A 25,499-nucleotide genomic window follows, 5' to 3' on the forward strand; every position below is an offset into this window, starting at 1 on the left:
CAAAAACGTTGCTTCTGCTATCAAAGAATGCCGCATCTGCACAACCGCAAAAACGGGTGAGAGCGATGGCGGGGTGACCGTCCGATGATCCCCCGATCCATTAACTTCCGCTGTGGAAACCACAGTCGGGCATTGCCTTGCCGCTTTTCGCCGCTATGGTCCAGCAACCTTCGACCACATAGGAAATCCCATGGCCGCAGACCTCCGCTTTCTCGCAGCCCGCATCTCCGTCGAAATCAATGCCCGGCCCGAACAGGCCAAAGCCGCCATCGAGCTGCTCGACGAAGGCGCCACCGTGCCCTTCATCGCACGCTATCGAAAGGAAGTGACGGGCGGGCTCGATGACACGCAGCTGCGCAATCTCGCCGAGCGGCTGGTCTATCTGCGGGAACTCGAAGCCCGCCGCGCCGCAATCGTCGAATCGATCACCGGCCAGGGCAAGATGACCGACGAGCTGATGGCCAAGGTCGCCGGCGCCGAAACCAAGGCAGAGCTCGAAGATCTCTATCTGCCTTACAAGCCGAAGCGCCGCACCCGCGCCGAGATCGCCCGTGAACGCGGCCTCGGCCCGCTTGCCGAGGCGATCCTTGCCGACCGCGGCCGCGAGCCGGCGGTTCTCGCAGAGGGGTTCATCACGCCGGATGTGACCGACATCAAGACGGCGCTCGAAGGCGCGCGCGACATCATCGCCGAAGCCATCGCCGAAAATGCCGATCTGCTCGGGAAATTGCGCGCCCATATGCGCCAGGCTGCGCTTTTGAAGGCCAAGGCCGTCGACGGCAAGCAGGCGGCGGGCGAGAAGTTTTCCGACTATTTCGATCATTCCGAACGCTGGGCGACCGCGCCTGGGCACCGGGCGCTCGCCATGCTGCGCGGCTGGAACGAGGAGGTGCTGACGCTGACGATCGAGGCCGACGCCGAGACCGCCTCGCCGAACAAGCCGGTCGAACGCATGATCGCCGCGGCCTACGAAATTGGTGCGAGCCGTCCGGGCGACCGCTGGCTGATGGAGGTCGCGAGCTGGACCTGGCGCGTCAAGCTTTCCATGTCGCTCTCGCTCGACCTGATGCGCGAGCTGCGCGAAAGGGCCGAAGAGGAGGCGATCCATGTCTTCGCCCGCAATCTCAAAGACCTGCTGCTCGCCGCCCCCGCCGGCTCGCGCGCGACCATGGGTCTTGATCCCGGGATCCGCACCGGCGTCAAGGTTGCCGTCGTCGACGGCACCGGGAAGGTGGTGGCGACCTCGACCGTCTATCCCTTCCAGCCGAGGAACGACGTGCGCGGCGCCCAGATCGAGCTCGCGTCGCTGATCCGCAAGCACAATGTCGAGCTGATCTCGATCGGCAACGGCACCGGCAGCCGCGAAACGGAAAAGCTGGTGGCCGACATGCTCGCCGAGCTGCCGGCCCCGAAGCCGACCAAGGTCATCGTTTCGGAAGCCGGCGCCTCGGTCTATTCCGCCTCGGCGACCGGTGCGGCGGAATTCCCCGATCTCGACGTGTCGCTGCGCGGCGCCGTCTCCATCGCGCGGCGCCTGCAGGATCCGCTCGCCGAGCTCGTCAAGATCGAACCGAAATCGATCGGCGTCGGCCAGTATCAGCATGATGTCGACCAGCAGAAGCTGTCGCGTTCCCTCGATGCCGTCGTCGAAGATGCGGTGAACGCGGTCGGCGTCGATCTGAACACCGCCTCGGCGCCGCTTCTCGCCCGCGTTTCCGGCCTCGGCCCGTCGATCGCCGAGGCCATCGTCCGCCACCGCGACAGCGAAGGCCGTTTCGAGACGCGCCGCGATCTTCTGAAGGTTGCACGCCTCGGCGGCCGCACCTTCGAACAATGCGCTGGCTTCCTGCGTATCCCCAACGGCAAGGAGCCGCTTGACGCCTCCTCCGTTCACCCCGAGGCCTACGGCGTCGCCAAGAAAATCGTCGCCGCCTGCGGCCGCGACCTGCGCGCGCTGATGGGCGACAGCGCCGCCTTGAAATCGATCGATCCGCGCCAGTTCATCGATGAGAAATTCGGCCTGCCGACGGTGAAGGATATTATCGCCGAGCTGGAAAAACCCGGCCGCGACCCGCGACCGAGTTTCAAGACCGCGACCTTCGCCGAGGGCGTCAATGAGATTTCCGATCTGAAGCCCGGCATGGTGCTCGAAGGCACAGTCACGAATGTCGCCGCCTTCGGTGCCTTCGTCGATATCGGCGTGCACCAGGATGGCCTGGTGCATGTGTCCCAGCTGGCCGATCGCTTCGTCAAGGATCCGCATGAGGTCGTAAAGGCGGGCGATGTCGTCAAGGTGCGGGTCGTGGAAGTCGATGCCAAGCGCAAGCGCATCGGTCTCTCCATGCGCCGCGACGATGGTTCATCGGCGTCTCAGCCGCGCGGTGATTCTCGCGGAAGTCAGGCTGGTCGGCCGCAGAACGAGCGTCGGCCTGCAGCTCAGAAGTCCCAGAGCCAGGGTGCATTCGGCGCTGCATTGGCCGAGGCCATGAAGCGAAAATAAGTGCTTAGCCGGTATTCTGGCAAAAATGCCACAGTTTGGCAGCGTTCTGCGCTGAGTGCCAAATCCGGCGCTTGTAAGGCGGAAGAGAGCTATTAAGTTGATGTGACCATCCTGTCACATTTGCGAGGCGTCCATGGCGTCGGCTTTCTTATCGATCGTCAAGCAAATCATCCGCAAGGGTTCTTTGAAACTTACCCTTGCCAATGGCGAGACACACATGATCGGCGACGGCACCGGCGAAATGGTTGCCGCCCGCCTCGCCGATCAGGAGGCCGAGGACGCGATCCGCCGCGACCCGACGCTGAAGCTCGGCGAAATGTACATGCAGGGCCGGTTCATCCTAGAACAGGGCAACATCTACGATTTCCTGTCGCTGGTGAAGCAGAACACCACCAACGAAATCTTCGATTTCAAGATGGCGGCGCTGCTCGTCGGCCGCATCGCCTGGCAGCAGCTGAAGAGCCGTGTGCCGGTCAACCGCAACAAGCACAATGTCGCCCACCATTACGATCTCTCGGCCAAGCTCTTCGATCTTTTCCTGGATGAGGACTGGCAATATTCCTGCGCCTATTTCGAACCACCGGGCATCAGCCTCGACGAGGCGCAGCTTGCCAAGAAACGTCATATCGCCGCCAAGCTTCTGCTTGCGCCCAATCAGCGCATCCTGGAGATCGGCTCCGGCTGGGGCGGCATGGGCATGTATCTGACGGAGGCGACGGAGGGCGCCGATTTCACCGGCATCACCCTCAGCGAAGAGCAGCTGAAGGTCTCCCGCGCCCGCGCCGAAAAACGCGGCCTTTCCGACCGCGTGCGTTTCGAGCTGCAGGACTATCGCAGCATGAACGGCCGGAAGTTCGACCGCATCGTTTCGGTGGGCATGTTCGAGCATGTCGGCATCGGTAATTACGGCAATTTCTTCCGCAAGGTGGCGGACCTGCTCGACGACAACGGCGTCATGGTGCTGCATTCGATCGGCCGTCCGAAGCCGAGCTTCGGCACCAACGCCTTCATCGAGAAATACATCTTCCCCGGCGGCTATATCCCCTCGGTCGGCGAGGTCATGGCGCCGCTCGAAAAGGCGGGGCTCCTCGTCAGGGATGTAGAAATCCTGCCGATGCACTATGCCTATACGCTGCGCCATTGGCGCGAGCGTTTCGTGGCGCGCAAGGCTGAAGCGGTAGCGCTTTACGACGAGCAGTTTTTCCGCATGTGGGAATTTTATCTGGCCGGTTCCGAGATGGGCTTCCGTTGGGACGAGTTGTTCATCCTGCAGATCCAGATCGCCAAGAACCAGTTCACCGTTCCCGACAACCGCAATTATATCGCGGAGAATGAAGCGAAGCTGAAGGAATTCGAGGCGAGGCGGGCGCCACTGGAAAAGGTGACGTTCTGATCCGTGGCGCCGTTTGTGATGAAAGGGGCTGCGGATGAGCAGTGTGTTTCCCGAGATTTACTTGGTTCGCCACGGTGAAACCGAATGGAGTCTGTCCGGTCGCCATACCGGACGCAGCGATATTCCCTTGACGGCGAACGGTGAAGCCGCCGCTCGAAAACTCGCCGAGCAGCTGGCCGGCCCTTCCTTTTCCGCCGTCTGGTCGAGCCCGTCGGCTCGGGCGCGCAAGACCTGCGCGCTCGCCGGATTCGGATCGGCAGCTCTGATCCGCGACGATCTCGCCGAATGGGACTACGGCGCCTATGAAGGCGTCACGACTAAGGAGATCTTGGCAGGACGTCCCGGCTGGCAGCTCTTTCGCGATGGTTGCCCCAATGGCGAAACGGCTGCCGATGTCGGCGCCCGCGCCGACGCCGTCATCGGCGGGCTCCGTGAAACGGCGGGCGCCGTTCTGATCTTTTCCAGCTCGCATTTCCTGCGCGTGCTGGCCGCCCGCTGGCTCGGTCTGCCGCCGCAAGGTGGCGCGCATTTCGTGCTTGATACGGCCACCATCAGCGTGCTCGGCTATGAGCACGACCTGACCGAACCGGTCATCCGCCGGTGGAACCAGAGATAGAGCAACAATTATATCGCGCCGCACGGTATCTGTTCATTAGCGCCCTGGTTCACCGTGGTTAACATTGGGCTAACGACATCAGGATAAGTCTAGCGGCCGCCGCTCTCCGCGGCTTTGTTTTTGCGTTTCCTGGAGTGCGGACGTGTCTCATCGATCAGTTGTATCGATCTCTTTGCTTATTGCCTTTTCATCCTTTGGCTCAGCCTTCGCGCAGGAAAGCGGCCAGCATTTCTGGTCCGGCGACTGGTATTTGAGTGTCGGTGTCGCCGGCTTCTCCGCGCCGAAATTCGAGGGCTCACGGCGTTATGAATTTCGGTTCAGCCCGCTGATTTCGGCCGGCCGGCAGGGCTCGGCTCCGCGCTTTTCCTCGCGCAACGACAATCCGTCCTTCGCCCTCATGGATAACGGTGCTTTCCGCCCGGCATCGTCGGCAAATTCGTGCCTTCGCGCGACGAGGGTGACGGTCACGAGCTGAAAGGCATGAAGAAGGTCAAATGGGGAGCGGAAGCCGGCGGCTTCGTTGAGGTTTATCCGACCGATTTCCTGCGCGCCCGTGCCGAAGTCCGCCAGGGTATCCGCTCCCATGACGGCGTCGTCGCCGATCTTGCCGTCGATGCCTTCACCGACATCGCCCCCGACCTGCAGCTGTCAGGCGGTCCGCGCGCGACATTCGCCACCAGCGGCTATTACGATGCTTATTACGGCGTCAACGCCAAACAGGCGGCGGCGAGCGGGCTTGATCAATACAAGCCGTCGTCGGGCATTCAGTCCTATGGCGCCGGGGCGGCCCTGACATGGAAGGCGGCGGAAAACCTCTCGGCCAGCTCTTTTCTCGAATACAAGCGGCTTGCCGGTCCCACCGCCGACAGCAGCCTGGTGCGCGAGCGCGGCTCGAAGAACCAGCTTCTGATCGGTGTCTCGGCCACCTACAAGTTCAATTTTTCGCTGCAGTGAGCCTGGTCGTCGCAGGCAAAGCACGCCGCCGCCGCGATCGCTTCTTGACCGGATCGCCAGCCCGTCGCTAGATGAACGGCATGGAAGATACCGACAATTTCAACGATCGCGTCTCCGACGCGCCGTCCGACAACTGGGTCTACCGGATCCTGCCGCCATGGGTCTGGCCATATGCGCAGCTCGCGCGCTGGGATCGGCCCATCGGTTGGCAGCTGTTGATGTGGCCCTGTTTCTGGTCGGCCACGCTTGCCGCCAATGCGGCGATCTATCAGGGGCTTTATTCCGGCAGCCTGCTGGTATTCCACCTTATCCTCTATTTCGTCGGCGCCGTCGCAATGCGCGGCGCCGGCTGCACCTATAATGATCTTGTCGACCACGAGATCGACATGCAGGTGGCGCGCACCCGCTCGCGCCCGCTCCCCTCCGGCCGCGTCACGCGCGACCGCGCGAAGATATTCATCGGCCTGCAGGCTCTGGTCGGCCTCTTCGTGCTGCTGCAGTTCAACTGGTTCACCGTCTTTCTCGGCCTGCTCTCGCTCGGCATCGTGGCGCTTTACCCCTACGCCAAACGCTTCACGGACTGGCCGCAATTCTATCTCGGCCTTGCCTTCTCCTGGGGCGCGCTGATGGGCTGGGCCGGCATTTTGGGCGGCCTTTCCTTCGCCGCCATCCTGCTTTACGCCGCCTCCGTCGCCTGGACGATCGGTTACGACACGATCTACGCCCATCAGGACAAGGAGGATGACGAACTGATCGGTGTCCGCTCCACCGCGCGCCTCTTCGGTGATAAGACGAGGGCATGGCTGATCGGCCTTTATGGGCTGACGCTGGTGCTGATGTTTGCGGCCTTCGTTCTTGCCGGCGCCAATCTCATCGCCTTTATCGCCTTGTTCGGTGCGGCCGGCATGTTCGCCTGGCAGATCGTTCGGCTCGATATCAACGATGCCTCCCAATGCCTGGCGCTCTTCAAGTTGAACAACCGCGTCGGCCTGACCATCTTCTGCGGCCTGTTCTTTTCGCTGCTCTTCGCCATTCCCTGAATGAGACGACGCATGAAATGATCAACCCGGCGCAGGCGCCGGGTTTTGCAAGCTGAAGGATTGTCCCACCGAAATGGCGCTGTCGCGATTTCGGTCAGTTGCGGGCGATGATCTCCTTGCCTTCGATCTTCATGGCGACTCCCAGCCGCCCGGTGGTGCGCCGCACGAGGAAGCGGGGACGACGATTGGCGAAGTAGGAATGGCGGCGGCGCGGCTTAAGATCGCCGGTGCGCAGCGCGCCGATATGGTCTTCGAGCGGCCGCGCTACGCCGTCTGCCTCGACCATCAGCATCGGAATGCGGAAAGCCTCGGACCAGCTGCGCCAGTCGGCTGCAATGTCGCAGAGATCATGGGCGACGAGCAGGGGGATGCAGAGCTCGGGATCGGCGTGGTGAAGCTCGAGCGTGACGGTTACTTCGCCATCGCCATGATCTATGGCGCGTGCGGCGACACCCTTGAAGACACGCTTCGGCAGGGCAATTGAGAGCGGCAGGCCGCTGGAGGGAAGGACTTTGCGCAGAACGGCGCCGCGTTCGTCTATCGTGATGCTGACGTCATCCGAACAATCATGGATGGCGTAGCTGACCTGCTGCGGGAAGCGGGACGGATCGAGACGTAGCGTCGTGTCAGCCCAAGCGGGCTTCAAAACGGGATTGTTCATTTCATTCTACCCTTGTCTTACCTGAGAGCCGGTTTGCGGTCTTCTCCTCGGGACTTTTCGTCCTCTATGTCCGACAATAGGCGGCGGCCCTTCCGTACAGCTTAAAAATTGCGGTTAAGAAAACTTTGCCTCCCCTGATGGTTATCAAAACCGAATTCGGCAGGGTTTCCGGAAGGTGAATGGCGCGCTGTCCTGATATGGCGCAGTCCAAGGGTAAGTCTCGGGTAAGTTTTGCGTGGCAAAATGTGCTCACCAGCAGTTCGTCGTTCTTTAGAGATTTTGCTGAAAAGGGCGCTTTTTGATGATCACGGCCTCCCTCGCTTACACGATCCTGTCGAAGGACATGACGTCGAGCCTTAACAAGGTTGCGTCGCAGGCGACGGTCAAGAAGGACGCCCAGTACTACGCCGACAATATCAACCAGGTCAAAGACGTCGACGACTTCCTCGGCGACTACCGGCTCTACAGCTACGCGATGAAGGCATATGGTCTGGAGGATATGACCTATGCCAAGGCCTTCATGAAGAAGGTGCTCGAGAGCGATCTGACCGACCCGAACAGCTACGCCAACAAGCTCTCCGATACGCGCTACCGCGAATTCGCCGCCGCCTTCAATTTCAACGCGCCCGAGAAAGACGTGCAGACGGACGCGCAGGAGGACGAGCTCATCGGCCTCTACAAGCAGTCCTTCATCGACGCCGACAAGGCGGCGAACGCCGAGAGCACCTATTACAGCAACAACATCGACGCCGTGAAGACCGTCGACGATCTGATCAACAACACCAGGCTTCGCACCTATGTGCTGAAGACCTTCAAGATCGATCCCACCTACGCCTCGAAAGACTTTCTGCGCCAGGTGCTGACGAGCGATCTCAGCGATCCGACGAGCGTCGTCAACACACAGGGTGGCGACAAATACAAGGCGCTTGCCGCCCAGTTCAGCTTCAATGCCGACGGCACGGTCAACGGCACGGCCCAGACCGCAACGCAGAAGGCGTCGGTCATCGAGACCTATACGCTGAATTCCCAGTCGGTCATCATCGACAATTCCGTCGGTTCGGACGTCTACTATGTCAGCAAGACGGCCGCCGATTACAACAGGGCCTATTACACCGCCAAGATCGGCACGATCACCAATGTCGACGATCTCGTCGCCGACAGCCGCCTGACTTCCTATATCAAAACGGCCTACAGCATGGGCGCCGACTTCACCGCGCCAGCACTGCGCATGGTGCTGACCGACCCCGGCTATGCCCAGCTGATGGGTTTTACCAATGTCTACAATGCCTTCAACTTCAAGCCCGACGGGACGACCTCGACCACGGCGCGCGCCCAGACGATCGCCCAGTCGAATAAGCTGAAGGACGCCGCGGCGAGCACCGGCAACTATTACACCGTTACCTCGCAGTCGAGCGGCATCACCAATGTCGACGATCTGCTCGCCGACGGCGTGCTGGCGCGCTACATCAAGGACGCTTATGGCCTCGGCGTGAATTTCAGCAATGCCGAGCTGAAGAGCATTCTGACCGATCCGGACTATGCCGCCGCCCAGGGTAAGGCCGGCCTCAATGCCGACTTTAACTTCAATGCGGATGGCTCGATCAACGGTTCGGTGATTCAGACAGACGCGCAGCGCAAGTCGACCACCGACAAGTCGGCGGCGAACGCAGCCCATTTCAGCAGCATGATCGGCAATGTCACCAATGTCGACGACATCATGCCTGATCCCGTCGCGGTCAGCTATATCAGAACCAGCATGCAGATCGCAGACAGCGTCTCGGATGCGACCTTGAGGACGTTCCTCGTCGACCCTGCTGCTGCCAGCGCCCAGGGCTACAGCGACGTCAACGCTCTCTTCAATTTCAAGACGGACGGTTCGGTCGCGACGCTCTATGCGTCGCAGAGCGCAGCGCAGAGCGCAAGCACGGCCGGCAAGGCCGACGATGCGGCTGTCTATTACCAGGCAACCATCGCCGGCATCTCCAATGTCGACCAGCTGCTGGCAGACCGCAGGCTGAACAATTTCATACGCAACGCCTATGGCATCCCGCCGACCGTCAGCGACGTCGATCTCCGCGCCATCCTGACCGATCAGAGCGGCACCGGCACCTATGCCGACGTCGCCGCCGCCTTCAACTTCAAGGCGGACGGTTCGCTCGAGGACGGCATGGCGGCCCAGACGAGCAGCCAGATCACCAACACGAAAATCACTGCCTCGGCGCGTACCGATGACTATTCCGCCCGCATGGCGAAGATCGCCAATGTCGATGATCTCATCGCCGATCCCGCCATCACCAATTTCCTGAAGAGCACCTATAATCTGCCGTTCGATATCTCGAATGCCGATCTGAGGAGCATCTTGACCGATGCGGCCGCCGCCACGGCCGCCGGCTATGCCGACCTCAATGCCGATTTCAACTTCGCCGCCGATGGATCGCTGCCCGTCGTCAGTTCGGTCCAGACCGCCGAACAGGCGCAGACCACCAATGACAATTACATGGCGCGTTATGACGACGAGCGCGAGGAGGCGATCGAAGAGGTTGCCGACAACTATACGCGAATGATGGCCGACAGCACGAGCCTGCTTGATTTTTCCGAGATCGACAGCGTCAACGACTTCCTGCGCACCAACAGGACGGCGGATTTCTCCAAGAGCAACGACAATCTGCCGGATCTCTATCACGTGGCGCTGCAGGCCTACGGCTTGACCGAGCAGGACGTGCCGCGCTCGATGATGCGCAAAATCCTGACGAGCGATGCCTACGACCCGAATGGTTATATCGCCTCGCTCAAGGACGAGCGCATCACCAACCTTGCGCGCGCCTTCAACTTCGGTCCCGACGGCAAGGCCGCGGCACCCTTCCAGGCGCTTCCCGATGCGACCATGGCCAAATACGCCACCGACTACAAGGCGCATGTCACCATGCTGCTGAAGGACGGCCCGGTGAAGGAGAAGGCTGCGAAAGACGCGACGGCTGAGGTGGATTACTTCGCCAAGACCATGGCGAAGGTGAAATCGCTCGACGATTTCCTTGATGACAGCCGCCTGACCGATCTGGTGCTGAAGGCGAACAATCTCGACCCGAAGGACTACGACAGGGCCACGCTGAAGAAGATCTTCACCTCCGATCCCGACGACAAGAAGAGCTATCTCAACGCTACGGCAGATGCGCGCTTCAAGGATATTGTCGCCGCCTTCAACTTCGACAAGGACGGCAATCTGACCCGCGCCAAGATCGGCGCCATCCAGAACAAGGCGGCCGAGGATCGCACCCAGCAGCTCTTCCTGCAGCAGACACTGGAAACGCAGGAGGGCGAAAGTAACGACGGTGTGCGTCTGGCGCTCTATTTCAGCCGCAAGGCTTCAAGCATCACCTCGATCTATTCGATTCTCGGCGACAGGGCGCTGTACCAGGTCATTACTACCGCCTACAGCCTGCCGTCACAGATATCGGGCATGGACGTCGCCAAACAGGCCGATCTTATCAATCGCTTCGTCAAGCTCGAGGATCTCCAGGATCCGAAAAAGGTCGACAAGCTGCTGCGGCGCTTCACTGCGATGTACGACGTCCAGAACAGCACGCAGCAGTCGCCGGCCCTGCAGATCCTGACCGGCGGCGGCTAACGGCAGGTTTAAGCAATTCCAGCAAAGCGCGCAGCGTTTGGCACGCATGGCGTCTCTCACGGGGGTCGAGCCACTTGTCTCCCCCGTGGTGACGCCGGCGGGCCGCCTAGGTTGCTGCGAGGGCAAACCCCACACTCCGTCATCCCAGGCCTTGAGCCTGGGATGACGGAAGAACCAACGGGGGTGCAGAAACTCATGTCAATGCCATCCGTTAGCAAAACCAAGCAATGCTAGACAATGGTTGAACAAGCTGGGCGGGTGCCGCTCTGCCTCTCGCTTGCGCTCAAGGTGTCCGTCGCTAGCGTTCCACAACCCCTCATCTGCCCGGTCGGTGCCGGCAGCCGGATGAGGGGCGAAACCTGACCGCCGACCTCACGAGTCGAAGCTGACGACTTTTCCCGGGTTCATGATATTGGCCGGGTCGAAGGCGCGCTTGATGCGGCGCATCAGCTCGATTTCGATGGTCGGGCGAATCGCCGCCAGTTCGTCGCGCTTCAGCTGGCCAATACCATGTTCGGCCGAGATCGAGCCGCCATGCGCGAGCACCAGCCCATGCACGATGTGGTTCATTTCGCGCCAGCGGGCGATGAAGGCGGCCTTGTCGGCGCCGATCGGCTGGGAGATATTATAATGAATATTGCCGTCGCCCATGTGACCGAAGGCGCAGATGCGCGCGCCCGGCATGGCCGCCATCACCGCCTTCTCCGCCTCGGCCATGAAATGCGGGATCTTCGACACCGGCACGGACACGTCGTGCTTGATCGAACCGCCTTCCGGCTTCTGCGCATCCGACATGCTCTCGCGCATGTGCCATATCGCCTTTTGCTGGGCGACCGAGGCGGCGATGGCGGCGTCCTGCACCAGCCCGGCCTCGAAACCCTGCTCCAGCACGCTATTCATCATCCGCTCCGCCGTTTCGGCCGAATCCGACGTCGAGATGTCGATCAGTACGTACCAGGGGTAAGCTGCTTCCAGCGGATCGCGCACGCCTTCGATATGGCGCGTGGTGATCTCGACGCCGAATCGCGGCATCAGCTCGAAACCGGTGAGCGAGGTGCCGCAGAGGCTGGCGGCAAGGTTGAAGAGGGCGAGCGCATCCTCGACCGAATGCAGTCCGGCAAACGCCACCTGATGGCCGAGCGGCTGTGGAAACAGCTTCAGCACCGCGCCGGTGATGATGCCGAGCGTGCCTTCCGCGCCGATGAAGAGATCGCGCAGGTCATAGCCGGTATTGTCCTTCTTCAGGCGGCGCAGGCCATCCCAGATCTCGCCGGTCGGCAGCACCACTTCGAGGCCGAGGCAGAGCTGGCGCATATTGCCATAGGCAAGCACGGCCGTGCCGCCGGCATTGGTGGAGAGATTGCCGCCGATGCGGCAGGAGCCCTCCGAGCCGAGCGACAGCGGAAAGAGCCGTCCATGCGCCTCGGCCGCCTTCTGCACATCGGCAAGGACCGCGCCGCCATCCGCAACCAGCACGTTCGCCACCGGGTCGACGTCGCGGATCCTCGTCATGCGTTCGAGCGACAGGATGATGTCGGCCTGATCCGTGCGAGGCGTCTGGCCGCCGACGAGGCCGGTATTGCCCGTCTGCGGCACGATCGCCGTTCCGGTCTCGGTCGCAAGCTTCATGATATCGGAGACTTCCTCGACCGAGCCGGGCTTCAGCAGGAGAGGGGAGGAGCCATGATAGAGCCCGCGGTTCTCGATCAGGTGCGGTGCCAGGTCGGCCTCGCTCCGCAGTGCGTATTTCTCGCCGACAATTGCAGCGAAGCGGTCGAGAAGATCGGGGGAAATGCCGGCGCTGCTCATCAGGTCGATCCTCTATCGCTTTTATCGGGTCTGTCAGTCGCGCGGGGCGGCGGCTCTTTGCAGCCGGTCGTTGATTGCTTCGCCAAGTCCATCGTCCGGAATGGGCGAAAAGGCGATGCTCGAGACCCCGCTGGCATCGGCCCGCTTCATATAGTCGAAAAGATTGGCGGCCGCTTCCGCCAGGTCGCCGCGTGGGCTGAGGTCGAGGACGATGCGTGCCTCGCGCGCGCCGTCGATCGCGGCACCGCCGAAGGCGATCAGTGCTTCGCCGGGTTCCACCGCCGTAACATTGAGGCGCACGCTGGCGCCCGGCGCATAATGCGAGGCGAGCATGCCTGGCGCCTCGATTGCCGCCGAGGCCTTTTTCGCGCGCAACAGCGGCTTGCCCGCCACGCGCTCGATCTCGCGCGCCGCCAGGCCGCCGGGCCGAAGCAGTCGCAGCCGGCCGTCTTCGGCCTTGACGATGGTCGACTCGACGCCGACGACGCTCGGCCCCGCGTCGAGTATCAACGGGATTCTCGCCCCGAGATCGGCTTCCACATGGGCCGCACTCGTCGCGCTGATGGCGCCTGACGTATTGGCGCTCGGAGCTGCGAGCGGCCGCCCGAAGGCGCCTATCAGGGTGCCGGCGAAGCCCTTGGGCACGCGCACGCCGACGCTGTCGAGACCGGCGGTCGCCAGCGCGTGGATGGGGCTTTCAGCCTTCAGCGGCAGCACGAGCGTCAGTGGGCCGGGCCAGAAGGCTTCGGCGAGCGCCCGCGACACGGGGTCGAACTCGGCATGTTGTTCGGCCATCTCAAGATCGGCCATGTGGCAGATCAGCGGGTTGAAGCGCGGCCGGCCCTTTGTCTCGTAGATGCGGGCGATGGCTGCCGGATTGGTGGCGTCGGCCGCAAGTCCGTAGACGGTCTCCGTCGGCATGGCGATGGCAAAGCCGTCGGACAGAGCGGCACAGGCCGCTTCGAGCGCCGCCTGCCTGTCTGCCCTGATGTCGATGATGCGTGCCATATGCTGCCCGTCTCTGTTTTCGGCAGTCATTAGGCTTTCCGTCGCCCGCGATCAATCGCCTTGTTTGCTCACAGTTGGCGGATGATTTCACGCAGCTGTTCGTTGCGGGCGCCGAGCAGCAGGATATTGCGGATCGCCGCCTGCGGATCGTGGGTGCGAAAGAGCAGCCCATTGCCGCGCACCGACCTGTCGATCGTCATCTTCTCGGAAGAATCCTCGCCCGGCTTGATTGCGACGGCGAAATACATCCGGGAATAGCCGACGTCGATCCGTTCGAAGAAATTGTCGTTGTCACCAATGTCGGAATAGAAGTTGGCGATGTAGAAGGCCCAGCTGACCTCCTCGTAACGGGCGAATTTCGTGCGCGCCGCGGTAACGTGGCAATAACCGAGATGCGGACTGTCCTGCAGCGTCCGGTGGAAGATTATTTTCGGAAACTGGATCGAGTGGTGGAAGCCGTTGATGTGCTGATGCGTCTTCTCGCCGGCCACCTGCAGCTTGCGCCCGGTCTTTGCGGCGACCTCGTCATGGGTGAGATAGCGTTTTTCCTCTGCCAGCCAGTGCCGCCGCTCGCGCGGGATGCGGCCGGTCCGCAGGAATTCGGAATGCGCGGCGACCAGTTGCCGCTCCTGCGGCCGGATTACTTCTTTGGCGTCGAAATAACGGAGTCTGGCCATGGTTTACGTGCTTCGTCGGTCTCGGATCGGCAGCAGGATAAGACCGTATGCTTAACGCGATCTTAAGAAGCGATTGGCGCATCGGACGGGAGCCGGTGATGTCGCAAACGCGACAATCGTCGATATCGGAGAGCGGGCCTCTTTGCTGATACGGTCTTTACCCAATGTCGCAATTGACGATAATTGCGGGCAGAGCCGAATGATCGGGTCGACCGAGAGGGGCGCCTGGCGCCTCGCCGCAGCCTGTCGTCAATTTCGAAGCCGATGTCGCATTACAACCAAGCGGCAGGAATGCCAGGTGATTAAATGACGCCATGAGCAATTCTCCCGCCGGAGAAGGAAGCAGGCGCGCTTCCATAGCTTTCCGCTTGAAGGCAGCCGGGTGCACGAGGACATGAAGATGGATATTCGCAGCAACGTTTTACGTCAGCTCAAGAACCGCCGTGAGGGCTTCAGCCTCGAACAGCCGTTCTATATCGACGAGGATTATTTCAAGCTCGACATGGAGATGATCTACTATCGCGACTGGCTGTTTATGGGCCATGATTGCGAACTGCCAAAGCCTGGCGCCTATTTCACCGTCCAGATCGGCAGCTATCCGGTCGTCATCGTCCGCGGCCGCGACAATGTCATCCGCGCCTTCCACAACAGCTGTCGTCATCGCGGCTCGCGCGTCTGCACGAAGGAGCATGGCTCTTCCGTGCGCCTCGTCTGCCCTTATCATCAGTGGACTTACGATCTCGACGGCAAACTCGCCTTTGCCCGTCATATGGGCGACGATTTCGACAAATCGGGCTTTAACCTGAAGCCCGTCCATTGCGAAAGCGTCGCAGGCTACATTTTCATCTGCCTCGCCGATATCGCCCCTGATTTCAAGCCGGTGCGCGACAAGATCGAGCCCTATATGGCGCCGCATCGGATCGGCGAGACCAAGGTCGCTTTCCAAAGCACGATCATCGAAAAGGGCAATTGGAAGCTCGTCTGGGAAAACAACCGCGAGTGCTACCACTGCGCCGCCAATCATCCGGAACTCTGCCGCACCTATCCCGAAGCCCCGAGCGTCACCGGCACGGACGGCGGCGCCGACGACCCGGAGATCGCCGGCCATTGGGCGCGCTGCGAGTCCGCAGGCCTGCCGAGCAAGTTCCAGATTTCGCCGGACGGGCAGTTCCGCACCGCCCGCATGCCGCTGATCGAGGACGCCGAAAGCTACACAATGTCGGGCAAGCCCGCCGTGCAGCGCCGGATCTCCGACGATATCTCGATCAGCCATATCGGCACCATGCTGCTCTTCCACTACCCGACGACATGGAACCATCTGCTCGGCGACCATGCCATCTCCTTCCGGGTGCTGCCGCTCAGCGCCAACGAGACGGCGGTGACGACCAAGTGGCTCGTCCACAAGGACGCTGTCGAGGGCGTGGATTACAATCTCGAGGAACTGACCCACGTCTGGACCGAGACCAACGACCAGGACCGCCGTATCGTCGAGGAAAATGCCTTCGGCATCCACTCGCCCGCCTATGAGCCCGGCCCCTATTCCGGCCTGCACGAGGGTGGCGTCATGCAGTTCCTCGAATGGTATTCGAGCTTCATGGTGAACCGCCTGCAGGGCGACAAGGCGAAAATCTCCGCCGTCGCCTGACGCTGCCGTTTAGCCGCGGTTCAGCTCCGCTCATCCAAAAGCAGCCGGTCCCGGCCGCTTTTGGAACCATTTTCGCCCGCAGGCGTTGCAGGGCAGGCGGTGATCGCCGTTGAATGGGAGAGAGAAATGATCGGGCTGAGAAACAAGATGGCGACCGCGGTTCTGGCCGTTGCCGTCGTTCTGACGAGCTTCGTGCCGTCACAGGCAATACAGATGCCGGCCGCGCCGAAGGTTGAAAAATCCTCGGCTGTCGAAAATGTCCAATATTATTACCGCCGCGATTACTATCGGCCCTACCGTCGCGATTATTATCGACCCGGCTATCGCCCCGGCGCCTACTACCGGCCGGGCTGGTATGGCGGCTATCGCGGCTATTCCTACTACCGCCCCGGCTATCGCCGCTATAATGGCTACTGGTATCCGCTCGCCGCTTTCGGCGCCGGCGCGGTGATCGGCGGCGCCATTGCCCAGCCGCGCTACGTTGCGCCTGCACCGCGCATGGGCTCGTCTCACGTCGCCTGGTGTGCGAACCGCTACCGTTCCTATCGCGCTTACGACAATACGTTCCAGCCCTATAACGGCCCACGCCAGCAGTGCTATTCGCCGTATCGATAGGTCCCGAATGCTGCCCCTCACCCTCTCCCGGTAAACGGGAGAGGGGACGGGCCAAACGTGGGCAGCGGAGCGATAGGGCGGTGGCATGAAGGAGCCCGTGAACGCATTTCGTAAGTCGGCTGCGAACTCAGTGAACGACGGTAATCACCGGAATGCCTGCTTCCCTGGCCGCACTGATCAGCGCTTCTCGCGCGTCCTCAGCCGGAAGGTCCCCGTGGATGGCATCTCGGCATGCCTTCACCGCTGTAAGATATTCTTCCCCGTCGTCGAGCGGCCAGCAAGCCGTCAGCAGCTGGGCCGCATCCCAAAGGCTCGCGACAAGTTTGTATTTTTCCGGCCCGTCCACAACGAGCATCAGAGGGCTGAATTCTCCAGGTATGTGCCACTTCATGACATTAGGCCTCCCCACGGTGAACATATTAGTAACCTTGCAAGAACCGTTCCGGGCGGGGTGGTGGCATGAACCAGTTCATCACCCGCGCATCGATCGCTGAGATTGCCCGCCATCACCGAGGCCAGAGATTAGATGGCCGAAGCGTCGCAATGCTGACGGTGGCCGCGTCCCGCATGATGCGATAGGCGCAACCCCGCGCCATCCGCTGCGTCGGGAGCGGATTTGGCAAGAACGTTAACCCACCCTCCGTCATCCCAGGCCTTGAGCGAAGGGTCCATGCCCCCCGGTGCTGATGGAGGAGACCTACGTGGATCCTCGGGTCAAGCCCGAGGATGACGGAGCGTTGGGTGATCTCTGTGGCAAGTACCGCGACGTTTGATGGTATAGAAGCGACTGCGCCTCCCGACAGTCACGTCGAACTCTCACCCTCAAAGAATGTTCACCCGCCGCAGCAGCCACCAGGCGAAGGCGATCGAGGCGATGATCAGGATGAAGGCATATTCCGTGCCGTAGTCGCCAACGGCGAAGGGCAGGTTGGCGGTGTTCATGCCGAAGAAACCGGTCACCAGCGTCGGCGGCAGCAGGAAGGCGGTCATGATCGACAGAAGATAGAGGTGACGGTTAGTCTCGGAGGATTGTTTCGAATCGATTTCTTCGTGCAGCAGGCGGGCCCGATCCTGCAGAGCGTAGACATCGTGGTCGACCGTTTCGAGCCGGCTCGTCAGCCGCCGCGCCACATCGTCGAAGCCGAAGGGCATCTCGTCTTCGTCGGCCGCCGCCGCACGGCGCATCAGCGCCAGCACCGTGCGCAGATGCCGGTGCAGCCGCACAACGGTTCGCCGGACCGGGGCCAGCCGCCGGCGCTCGTCGCGCGGGGCGTTGTCGTAGACGATATCCTCGATCTGGTTCAGCTCCTCGGTGAGCTCGATGACGATCGCGATCAGCGTGCGCTGGAATTCGATCACCAGCAGTTCGAAGAGGTCGACCGGCCGCGAGAATTTGCCTGGATTCTTCTCGATCAGCGTGCGCGCCCGCTCGACGCTGCGCAGCGGCTGCAGCCTCGTGGTGATGATGAAGCGGTCGGACATGGCGAAATGCAGCCAGCCGAGATTATTGGTGTCCTGGGCGAAATCGCGCTGGCAGTCGACGAGCGTGCCGTAGAGCATCTGCTCGTCAACGGTCAGCGCCGCATGCGTGTCATGCGTCGTCAACGCCGATTTCGCCTCCTCGGTCAGACCGTCGAGCGTCTCGAGCAAGGCCGGCACACGGGCGTCGACGAGGTTGAGGTGCAGCCAGTAAAAACAGTTCTCCGCGGTCAGATCCGCCACAGTCGCGCTGTTGGTCAGCCGCACGGCCGTCTTTTCCTCCGGCGAGAAACGATAGGCCCAGACGAAACCAGGTATGTTGACGGGCAAAGTATCCATTGGTCGCCGATCCTTTGCGAGGGCGATAGAATTGTCTTGAGTTTCTCAATGCCGTCCATGTGTGCAACTGTGCAAGAGCAAAGCGCCATGACGGCGATATATCGCATGGCGGCGCGTGAATCAAAATTGACGTTTACGTAAAAATCAACTAGCCCTTGCCGAGGAGGGCTTTGCATGAGGTGCAGGCACCCCACGGAGGAGGAAGCATGTACAAGGCGCCCGTCGAGGAAATCGCGTTCACATTGAAACATGTAGCCGGCATGGGCGAGGCGATGTCGAATGGTCTTTTCGGAGATCTCGGCGACGACCTCGTCGACGCCATCCTCGCCGAGGCAGGACGTTTTGCTACAGAGGAAGTGGCGCCTCTCGCCGAAATCGGCGACCGCCAGGGCGCCCGCCTTGTTGATGGCGAGGTCCGGCTGCCGGATGGCTGGCGTGATCTCTACCGCGACTGGATCGCGGGCGGCTGGAACGGCCTGACGGCGCCGGAGGCTTTCGGTGGCCAGGCGCTGCCTCATATGCTGAATGTAGCGGCGCTCGAAATGTGGAATTCCGGCTCCATGGCCTTTGCGCTGGCGCCAACGCTGACCATGGGCGCCATCGAGGCGGTCAGCACCCATGGCAGTGCGGCGCTCAAGGAGAAATATCTGGAAAAGATGGTGTCGGGCGAATGGACCGGCACCATGAACCTGACCGAGCCGCATGCCGGGTCCGATCTCGGGGTCCTTAAGGCGCGGGCCGAGCGAATGCCCGACGGCAGCTATCGCATTTTCGGTCAGAAGATCTTCATCACCTGGGGCGAACACGACGCGGCCGACAATATCATCCATCTGGTGCTGGCGCGGCTTGCGGATGCGCCGGCCGGCACGCGCGGCATCTCGCTCTTCCTGGTGCCGAAATTCCTGGTGAACGACGACGGCTCGCTAGGCCCCCGCAACGACCTCTTCTGCCATTCGCTGGAGCACAAGCTCGGCATCCATGGTTCGCCCACCTGTACCATGATCTATGGTGACGGCCGGTTCGGCGAGGAAAAGGGGGCGATCGGCTGGCTGGTCGGCGAGGAGAACAAGGGGCTCGCCTGCATGTTCACGATGATGAACAATGCGCGCCTGGCGGTCGGCATGCAGGGTGTGGCGATCGCCGAGGCCGCCACCCAGAAGGCTCTCGCCTATGCCCGCGAGCGCACGCAAGGCAAGGCTCCGGGTTGGGCGGGGACCGGCATGAGCCCGATCGCAGAGCATCCCGACGTCGCCCGCATGCTTCTGACAATGAAGGCGCTGACCCAAGGCTCGCGCGCCATCTCCTATGCCTGCGCCCACGCGATCGACATGTCTCGCCGGGCAGGCGACAGCCGCCATTGGCAGGAGCGCGCCGCGCTTTTGACGCCGATCGCCAAGTCCTTTTCAACCGATGCCGGCGTCGAGGTCGCCTCGCTCGGCATCCAGGTGCATGGCGGCATGGGTTTCATCGAGGAGACGGGTGCGGCCCGTTATCTCCGCGACGCCCGTATCGCGCCGATTTACGAGGGCACCAACGGCATCCAGGCGATCGACCTCGTCACTCGCAAGCTGCCGCTTTCCGACGGCGATCAGGTGAAGGGCTTCATCGCCGAATTGAAGGAGATCGCCGACGGCGTCCGCCGCTCGAATCTCGACGGTTTCGGCGAGACGGCCGCGCGGCTCGATGCAGCCATCGCCGACCTTGAGCAGGCCACGGCCTGGCTCCTGAAGGCGCTGGCAGATGACAGGACCGCTGAAGCGCTCGCCGGCGCCACACCCTATCAGCGCCTGTCCGGCCTGGTGCTCACCGGCTGTTATCTCGCCAAGGGTGGCCTGGCCGAGAGCGGCGACGGCAAAGGCGAGGGTCGCATTGCGCTCTGCCGCTTCGCCGCCGAAAACCTGCTTGCCGAGACCGCAGCCCTTCGCGACCGCGTCGTCAACGGCGCGGCAAGTCTTGCCGCAGCCCGTATTCTGCTTGCCTGAGGAGATTCCATGACCGATCACATCATCGTCGATCAGCCTTCCGCCCATCCCGGCGTCCAGTTCATCCGCTTCAACCGACCGGAAAAGAAGAACGCGATCACGCGCGCGATGTATCGCACCATGGCCGATGCGCTGAACGCCGCCAATGCGGACGCGAATATCAGGGCGACGGCCTTTCTCGGCACGGAAGGCTGCTTTTCGGCCGGCAATGACCTCAATGATTTTCTCTCTGCCGCAATTGGCGGCGGCGGCCTCGGCCAGGAGATCCTCGACTTCCTTTATGCGCTTGTTAACGCCGAAAAACCCGTCGTCTCGGGCGTCGACGGCCTGGCAATCGGCATCGGCACAACGATCCATCTCCATTGCGACCTGACCATCGCCTCGAACCGCAGCCAATTCCGAACACCCTTCGTCGATCTGGCGCTGGTGCCGGAGGCGGCTTCCAGCCTCATCGGCCCGCGCATCATGGGCCACCAGCGGGCTTTTGCCATGCTCGCCGCCGGAGAAGCCTTCAGCGCTGAAGAAGCTCGTGAGGCCGGTCTTGTCTGGAAGGTGGCCGATCCCGGCGACGTCGACGCCCTGACGCTCGACATCGCCGCTCGGCTGGCTGCCAAGCCGCCCGAGGCGCTGCGCATCGCCCGCGAGCTCGTCCGCGGCCCGCGCGAGGAGATCATCGCCCGTATCGACGAAGAGGCCCGCCATTTCTCCGCCCGGCTGAAAAGTGCAGAGGCGCGGGCCGCTTTCGAAGCCTTCATGCGTCGCTGAGGCTCTACTTCTCCAGTGTCGCCACGACCTCGACATGCGAGGCCCAGAGAAACTGGTCGATCGGCGTCACCCCGGTGATGCGGTAGCCGCCCTCGACAAGGATCGCCAGATCGCGCGCCAGCGTCAGCGGATTGCAGCTGACGGCGGCGATCTTCTTAACCGCCGAGCGGGCCAGCTCCTTGCACTGGAACTCCGCGCCGGCCCGCGGCGGATCGAAGACGACGGCGTCATAGGGCTTGAATTCCTGCGTCATCAGCGGACGGCGGAAGAGATCGCGCTTTTCGATCGTTACGGGTTTCAGGCCCTGGGTTTTGCGGGCGGCCTGGTCAAGGGCTGCAAGCGCCTTTGCCTCGGCTTCGACGGCATGGACGCGGCCGATCCGCGCCAGCCTGAGTGAAAACGTACCGGCGCCGGCAAAGAGATCGGCGATCCGTTTCGCTTTGCCGGCATGGGCAAGCACCAGCTCGGCCATCGCCTCTTCCGCAGGCTTGGTCGCCTGGGCAAAACCGCCCGGCGGCGGCGAAACCGAAACGCCGCCGAAATCGATGAGCGGCTTCGACGGCTCGACCAGGATTTCCCCGTTTACCGTCACGCGGGCGATGCCGCGTAGGCCGAGCACGGTCTCGATCGCCTTGCGCCGCTGCGGGTCGGAGAGTTTCTTGATCTCGTCGGCCGCAATGTCGAGGCCGGAGAGCGTTTCCAGCACCGCGACCCGGAAGGGCTCGGCACTGGTTGCAAGCGACGCGGCGATCGCCTTGATCGCCGGCAGCCGGGCGACGATGCCCGCCGAGGAGATCGGACATTCCTCGATGGCGACGATATGATGGCTTTCGGCCTGGTTGAAGCCAATCAGCATATCCCTTTCGGTCCTGCGCGCCGCAAACACCAGGCGCCGGCGCTCGCCCGGGCGGGCCGGGACGATCTCGCCGACATCAGGCGTCAATCCTTTGGATTTCAGCGCATCGATGACCAGCTGACGCTTGAAGTCACGGTAGGGGCCGTCTGCCAGATGCTGCAGCGTGCAGCCGCCGCAGGTGCCGTTGACACCGTCGGGGCCGAAATGCCGGCAAGGCGGTTCCTGCCGGTCGGGTGAGGGCGCTGCGATCGACATGATCGTGCCCTGGCTTTTGACGCGGGCGATCGCCACTGTTTCCCCGGGCAGGGAAAAGGGCACGTAGACAGGCCCGTCGGCATGGCTTGCGATGCCGTCGCCCTGGGCGCCGAGTTTCTCGATTGTGACGGTTTCGGTGCTCACGGTTTCAATCCTGCCAGAAGGTATTCCTGATTGCCGTCGCCGCCTGATATCGGCGCGGGGATGAGGCCGAGGCTTTTCCAGCCCATGTCCTCGGTGAACCAGCGCTCCAGCTCGGAGGCTACCGCGGGAGCGGAGGAAGGGTCCTTCAAAAGCCCGCCCTTGCCGATCGCCTCGCGCCCGGCCTCGAATTGCGGCTTGACCAGGAGCACGGCGACGGCGCCCGGCGCGGCAAGATCGAGCGCCGGCGCCAGCGCCAGCTTCAGCGAAATGAAGGAGACGTCGGAGACGATGAAGGTGGCGGGATCGCCGATATCGCTGGCGGTCAGATGGCGGGCGTTGAGACCCTCCCGGTTCGTCACCCGGGCATCGGCCGAAATGCGCGGATGCATCTGCCCATGGCCGACATCAATGGCGGTGACATGCGCGGCACCGCGCTGCAGCAGCACTTCGGTGAAGCCGCCCGTGGAAGCGCCGATATCAAGACAGTGGTGGCCGGCCGGGTCGAGCCGGAAATGGTCGAGAGCGGCAGCGAGCTTCAGTGCGGCGCGCGAGACGTAATCCTGCGCCGGATCGTCGATCTCGATCACCGCGTCCGCGCCGAAGAGCGCGCCCGCCTTCGTCACCACCTGTCCGGCGATGCGCACGGTGCCGCGCTGCACGGCGTCGCGGGCCCGCGAGCGGCTGGCAAAGAGGCCGCGGGAAACGAGAAGCTGGTCGAGGCGTTGGCTGTTCTGATCGGACATCGGCTGTGAATGACCGGCAAAGCCGCCGCTTGCAAGTCTTTTATTCCCGACAACTGCAGGCAATTCCTGTCACGCGCGATTTAAACAAATTTAAAGCCTGCCCGCATAGGGTCGTCTCGATTGCAGTGGTTCGTCCGAACTGCTTGGTGCCATGAAGGCGCAGGCGTCTTCCGCCGATCATGTTTCCGATTCCAAGTCTTTGCGGTTGCGTCTTGCGCGCGACCGTCTCTCGCCGCGTCGACTGTCGCCAGGAGAAATTCACCGATGTCTGCTAAAAACATATCCTTGAACGGGAAGCTTGCGGCCACGTTCGCAGCCCTCATTCTGATCTTCATGTCCGTTTCGGCTTTCGTCTATTCCAAGGCGACGGCGTCGGGGGCCGCTTCCGCCGAGCAGGAGAAGTCGGAGCTGCTCGTCAACCAAATCGACGATGCGCTGCAGGCAATGCTCGAGCAGGCGGTCAACCTGCGCGGCTTCATTCTCTTCCGCAGCGACAGCACCTATGCTGATGTCTTCGCCAATCGCGAGCGCATGCTGAAGGCGATCGCCGCCGCCAAGCAGACGGCATCCGGCGAGCCGCAGCTGGTCGAGATGATCGACGGCATGCAGAAGGCGGCCGACCTTTATTTCCACGAACTTGCCGAACCGCAGACCAAGGCGCGCAAGGAAACCGACATGCCGATCGAGGAGGTCGTCAAGATCGGCGTCAACGCCACCAAGGGCCAGCTCGACGGTTTCCGCCAGGCGTCCGCCAAGATCAAGGCCACCGCCCGCGAAAAGTCGAATGCGCTTGCAGCGGTCCGGGCCGATGCCAACAGCGATCTGAAGGTAACGCTGCTTGCCGGTGGCGTCATCGCCTCGCTGGCCGCCGCCGTTCTCGCCTGGCTGATGTCGCGCACCATCGTCCGCCCGGTCGTCGGCATGACCGCGGCCATGGATCGCCTCGCCGGCGGTCAGAACGATATCGAGGTTCCGGCTGTCGAGCGAGGTGACGAAATCGGCCGCATGGCCCAGTCGGTGCTGGTCTTCAAGCAGGCGGCGATCGAGAAGCTGCGCCTTGCCGGTGAGACCGACCGTATGCGTGATGACGCCGAGCGCCAGCGCCAGGCAAGCGATGAGCAGAAGGCGCGCGAGGAAGGCGAGCTTCGCCACGCCGTCGACGCCTTGGCTGGTGGCCTTGCCGGCCTTGCCGTCGGCGATGTCGCCGCCCGCATCCAGACGCCGTTCGCGCCGCAATATGACAGTCTGCGCAACGACTTCAACAATGCCGTCGAAAAGCTGCAGGCAGCCCTCCAGTCGGTCGGCCGCAACGCCTCGGCGATCAATGCCGGCGCCGGTGAAATCCGCTCGGCCGCCGACGATCTTGCCCATCGCACCGAGCAGCAGGCCGCCGCGGTCGAAGAAACCGCCGCTGCGCTCGAGCAGGTGACGACCACGGTGCGCGACAGCGCCAAGCGCGCCGAGGATGTCGGCAACCTCGTCGAGCGCACGCGCCTCGGGGCCGAAAAATCCGGGGAGGTTGTCCGCAAGGCGGTCTCGGCCATGCAGCAGATCGAAAAGTCCTCGGGCGAAATCTCCAACATCATCGGCGTCATCGACGACATCGCCTTCCAGACCAACCTCTTGGCGTTGAACGCGGGCGTCGAGGCAGCACGTGCCGGTGAGGCAGGTAAAGGCTTTGCCGTCGTCGCTCAGGAAGTGCGCGAACTGGCGCAGCGTTCCGCCAAGGCTGCAAAGGAAATCAAGGACCTGATCACCAATTCCGGTACGCATGTCCAGACCGGTGTGTCGCTGGTCGGCGAAACCGGCAAGGCGCTGGAAGCCATCGTTGCCGAGGTGCAGGAGATCAACCGCAACGTCAACGCGATCGTCACCGCCACGCGCGAGCAGTCGATCGGGCTGCAGGAGATCAACACCGCCGTCAACAACATGGATCAGGGCACGCAGCAGAATGCGGCCATGGTCGAGCAGCAGACCGCCGCAAGCCATGCGCTCGCCCAGGAAGCAAGCGCCCTGGACGAACTGCTGCGCCAGTTCAAGCTCGGAACCCAGCTTGCCGCTCCGGCCCAGAAGACGGCCGCCGCAACGCCGGCTTCGCGGCCGGTCGCCTCACCGGCCCGCGCGCTCGCCAGCAAGGTCAGCAAAGCCTTCGGCGGCAGACAGGCGAGTGCGGCGTTTGCGGTTCAGGAAGATTGGACGGAGTTCTGAGAGCGCCGCTTTTCGGATGGAGCTGAAATACAGAGGGCGGCGCGGTGGTGCCGCCCTTTTCGTTTGGGACCACTATGATTGACACGAAAAAATAAGGTTATCCGCTGTTTAGCCGGCGTGTTTGGCTGCGGCATCTCCTCACCCTCCGTCATGCTCGGCTCAAGGCCGAGCATGACGGAGGGTGG

18 protein-coding genes and 1 pseudogene are annotated in these 25,499 nt (G+C 62.4%); 11 read left to right on the top strand and 8 right to left on the bottom strand.

What is annotated here, in order from left to right; all coding sequences use genetic code 11:
- Positions 1-190 precede the first annotated feature (190 nt).
- The 5 genes and pseudogenes from J2J98_RS04375 to ubiA all read left to right on the top strand — a co-directional run bounded on the left by J2J98_RS04375 (position 191) and on the right by ubiA (position 6,503).
- Positions 191-2,500, top strand: a complete 2,310-nt coding sequence (locus J2J98_RS04375; RefSeq protein WP_207602433.1) for a Tex family protein — start codon at positions 191-193, stop codon at positions 2,498-2,500.
- Between the two features lie 133 nt (positions 2,501-2,633).
- On the top strand, positions 2,634-3,893 hold the full coding sequence (locus tag J2J98_RS04380) for a cyclopropane fatty acid synthase (RefSeq protein WP_064706304.1): 1,260 nt from the start codon (positions 2,634-2,636) through the stop codon (positions 3,891-3,893).
- A 34-nt stretch (positions 3,894-3,927) separates the two neighbouring features.
- The gene (locus J2J98_RS04385; protein WP_207602434.1) at positions 3,928-4,509 is read left to right on the top strand and encodes a histidine phosphatase family protein; all 582 of its coding nucleotides are present in this window, start codon (positions 3,928-3,930) and stop codon (positions 4,507-4,509) included.
- A gap of 142 nt (positions 4,510-4,651) precedes the next feature.
- Positions 4,652-5,463, top strand: a pseudogene (locus tag J2J98_RS04390) (MipA/OmpV family protein).
- An 80-nt stretch (positions 5,464-5,543) separates the two neighbouring features.
- Entirely contained in the window at positions 5,544-6,503 is a 960-nt protein-coding gene (gene ubiA, locus J2J98_RS04395) for a 4-hydroxybenzoate octaprenyltransferase (protein ID WP_207602435.1), read from the top strand.
- A 94-nt stretch (positions 6,504-6,597) separates the two neighbouring features.
- Here the strand turns inward: ubiA and J2J98_RS04400 are convergent, their stop codons facing one another.
- Positions 6,598-7,164, bottom strand: coding sequence for a DUF6101 family protein (locus J2J98_RS04400; RefSeq protein ID WP_064706307.1), 567 nt, complete (start codon positions 7,162-7,164; stop codon positions 6,598-6,600).
- A 301-nt stretch (positions 7,165-7,465) separates the two neighbouring features.
- Here J2J98_RS04400 and J2J98_RS04405 point away from each other — a divergent pair, with 301 nt between their 5' ends.
- Complete coding sequence (locus J2J98_RS04405) at positions 7,466-10,789, top strand: DUF1217 domain-containing protein (RefSeq protein ID WP_207602436.1); 3,324 nt, start codon at positions 7,466-7,468, stop codon at positions 10,787-10,789.
- Between the two features lie 372 nt (positions 10,790-11,161).
- Here J2J98_RS04405 and J2J98_RS04410 read toward each other — a convergent pair whose 3' ends face one another.
- From J2J98_RS04410 to J2J98_RS04420, 3 genes are all read right to left on the bottom strand, one after another.
- Positions 11,162-12,598, bottom strand: a complete 1,437-nt coding sequence (locus J2J98_RS04410; protein ID WP_207602437.1) for an FAD-binding oxidoreductase — start codon at positions 12,596-12,598, stop codon at positions 11,162-11,164.
- Positions 12,599-12,631: 33 nt separating this feature from the next.
- The gene (locus J2J98_RS04415) at positions 12,632-13,606 is read right to left on the bottom strand and encodes an L-threonylcarbamoyladenylate synthase (protein WP_064707011.1); all 975 of its coding nucleotides are present in this window, start codon (positions 13,604-13,606) and stop codon (positions 12,632-12,634) included.
- Between the two features lie 68 nt (positions 13,607-13,674).
- On the bottom strand, positions 13,675-14,283 hold the full coding sequence (locus tag J2J98_RS04420; RefSeq protein WP_064706310.1) for a DUF6656 family protein: 609 nt from the start codon (positions 14,281-14,283) through the stop codon (positions 13,675-13,677).
- A gap of 400 nt (positions 14,284-14,683) precedes the next feature.
- On the opposite strand from J2J98_RS04420, the gene J2J98_RS04425 reads away from it, so the two are divergent.
- Both J2J98_RS04425 and J2J98_RS04430 read left to right on the top strand, forming a co-directional pair.
- Complete coding sequence (locus tag J2J98_RS04425; RefSeq protein ID WP_207602438.1) at positions 14,684-15,928, top strand: aromatic ring-hydroxylating oxygenase subunit alpha; 1,245 nt, start codon at positions 14,684-14,686, stop codon at positions 15,926-15,928.
- A 126-nt stretch (positions 15,929-16,054) separates the two neighbouring features.
- A complete protein-coding gene (locus tag J2J98_RS04430) occupies positions 16,055-16,543 on the top strand; it encodes a BA14K family protein (RefSeq protein ID WP_064706311.1) in 489 nt (162 codons plus the stop codon).
- 127 nt (positions 16,544-16,670) lie between these two features.
- Here J2J98_RS04430 and J2J98_RS04435 read toward each other — a convergent pair whose 3' ends face one another.
- Both J2J98_RS04435 and J2J98_RS04440 read right to left on the bottom strand, forming a co-directional pair.
- A complete protein-coding gene (locus tag J2J98_RS04435) occupies positions 16,671-16,934 on the bottom strand; it encodes a DUF982 domain-containing protein (protein ID WP_064706312.1) in 264 nt (87 codons plus the stop codon).
- A gap of 431 nt (positions 16,935-17,365) precedes the next feature.
- Positions 17,366-18,361, bottom strand: a complete 996-nt coding sequence (locus J2J98_RS04440) for a transporter (protein ID WP_064710898.1) — start codon at positions 18,359-18,361, stop codon at positions 17,366-17,368.
- 206 nt (positions 18,362-18,567) lie between these two features.
- Between J2J98_RS04440 and J2J98_RS04445 the strand changes: the two genes are divergently transcribed.
- Together J2J98_RS04445 and J2J98_RS04450 are read left to right on the top strand one after the other, a co-directional pair.
- On the top strand, positions 18,568-20,343 hold the full coding sequence (locus tag J2J98_RS04445; protein WP_207602439.1) for an acyl-CoA dehydrogenase family protein: 1,776 nt from the start codon (positions 18,568-18,570) through the stop codon (positions 20,341-20,343).
- A 9-nt stretch (positions 20,344-20,352) separates the two neighbouring features.
- Positions 20,353-21,108: a crotonase/enoyl-CoA hydratase family protein gene (locus tag J2J98_RS04450; RefSeq protein ID WP_207602440.1), complete on the top strand. Its 756-nt coding sequence runs from the start codon at positions 20,353-20,355 to the stop codon at positions 21,106-21,108.
- Positions 21,109-21,112: 4 nt separating this feature from the next.
- Here the strand turns inward: J2J98_RS04450 and J2J98_RS04455 are convergent, their stop codons facing one another.
- Both J2J98_RS04455 and J2J98_RS04460 read right to left on the bottom strand, forming a co-directional pair.
- Positions 21,113-22,363, bottom strand: a complete 1,251-nt coding sequence (locus tag J2J98_RS04455; protein WP_207602441.1) for a class I SAM-dependent RNA methyltransferase — start codon at positions 22,361-22,363, stop codon at positions 21,113-21,115.
- Positions 22,360-23,106 (bottom strand): TlyA family RNA methyltransferase, encoded by a 747-nt coding sequence (locus J2J98_RS04460; RefSeq protein WP_207602442.1) that lies wholly within the window; start codon positions 23,104-23,106, stop codon positions 22,360-22,362. The genes J2J98_RS04455 and J2J98_RS04460 overlap by 4 nt, the downstream gene beginning before the upstream one ends.
- A 264-nt stretch (positions 23,107-23,370) precedes the next feature.
- Here J2J98_RS04460 and J2J98_RS04465 point away from each other — a divergent pair, with 264 nt between their 5' ends.
- Positions 23,371-25,314 (top strand): methyl-accepting chemotaxis protein, encoded by a 1,944-nt coding sequence (locus J2J98_RS04465; RefSeq protein ID WP_207602443.1) that lies wholly within the window; start codon positions 23,371-23,373, stop codon positions 25,312-25,314.
- Positions 25,315-25,499: the final 185 nt, after the last annotated feature.

This window comes from Rhizobium bangladeshense, assembly GCF_017357245.1.
In the GTDB taxonomy this organism is placed as follows: Bacteria; Pseudomonadota; Alphaproteobacteria; order Rhizobiales; family Rhizobiaceae; genus Rhizobium; species Rhizobium bangladeshense.

What these genes read in the sequence shown, in the direction of transcription:
- J2J98_RS04375 (WP_207602433.1), top strand. Translation starts at nt 191, where the DNA reads ATGGCCGCAGACCTCCGCTTTCTCGCAGCCCGCATCTCCGTCGAAATC.
- J2J98_RS04380 (WP_064706304.1), top strand. Translation starts at nt 2,634, where the DNA reads ATGGCGTCGGCTTTCTTATCGATCGTCAAGCAAATCATCCGCAAGGGT.
- J2J98_RS04385 (WP_207602434.1), top strand. Translation starts at nt 3,928, where the DNA reads ATGAGCAGTGTGTTTCCCGAGATTTACTTGGTTCGCCACGGTGAAACC.
- ubiA (WP_207602435.1), top strand. Translation starts at nt 5,544, where the DNA reads ATGGAAGATACCGACAATTTCAACGATCGCGTCTCCGACGCGCCGTCC.
- J2J98_RS04400 (WP_064706307.1), bottom strand. Translation starts at nt 7,164, where the DNA reads ATGAACAATCCCGTTTTGAAGCCCGCTTGGGCTGACACGACGCTACGT.
- J2J98_RS04405 (WP_207602436.1), top strand. Translation starts at nt 7,466, where the DNA reads ATGATCACGGCCTCCCTCGCTTACACGATCCTGTCGAAGGACATGACG.
- J2J98_RS04410 (WP_207602437.1), bottom strand. Translation starts at nt 12,598, where the DNA reads ATGAGCAGCGCCGGCATTTCCCCCGATCTTCTCGACCGCTTCGCTGCA.
- J2J98_RS04415 (WP_064707011.1), bottom strand. Translation starts at nt 13,606, where the DNA reads ATGGCACGCATCATCGACATCAGGGCAGACAGGCAGGCGGCGCTCGAA.
- J2J98_RS04420 (WP_064706310.1), bottom strand. Translation starts at nt 14,283, where the DNA reads ATGGCCAGACTCCGTTATTTCGACGCCAAAGAAGTAATCCGGCCGCAG.
- J2J98_RS04425 (WP_207602438.1), top strand. Translation starts at nt 14,684, where the DNA reads ATGGATATTCGCAGCAACGTTTTACGTCAGCTCAAGAACCGCCGTGAG.
- J2J98_RS04430 (WP_064706311.1), top strand. Translation starts at nt 16,055, where the DNA reads ATGATCGGGCTGAGAAACAAGATGGCGACCGCGGTTCTGGCCGTTGCC.
- J2J98_RS04435 (WP_064706312.1), bottom strand. Translation starts at nt 16,934, where the DNA reads ATGAAGTGGCACATACCTGGAGAATTCAGCCCTCTGATGCTCGTTGTG.
- J2J98_RS04440 (WP_064710898.1), bottom strand. Translation starts at nt 18,361, where the DNA reads ATGGATACTTTGCCCGTCAACATACCTGGTTTCGTCTGGGCCTATCGT.
- J2J98_RS04445 (WP_207602439.1), top strand. Translation starts at nt 18,568, where the DNA reads ATGTACAAGGCGCCCGTCGAGGAAATCGCGTTCACATTGAAACATGTA.
- J2J98_RS04450 (WP_207602440.1), top strand. Translation starts at nt 20,353, where the DNA reads ATGACCGATCACATCATCGTCGATCAGCCTTCCGCCCATCCCGGCGTC.
- J2J98_RS04460 (WP_207602442.1), bottom strand. Translation starts at nt 23,106, where the DNA reads ATGTCCGATCAGAACAGCCAACGCCTCGACCAGCTTCTCGTTTCCCGC.
- J2J98_RS04465 (WP_207602443.1), top strand. Translation starts at nt 23,371, where the DNA reads ATGTCTGCTAAAAACATATCCTTGAACGGGAAGCTTGCGGCCACGTTC.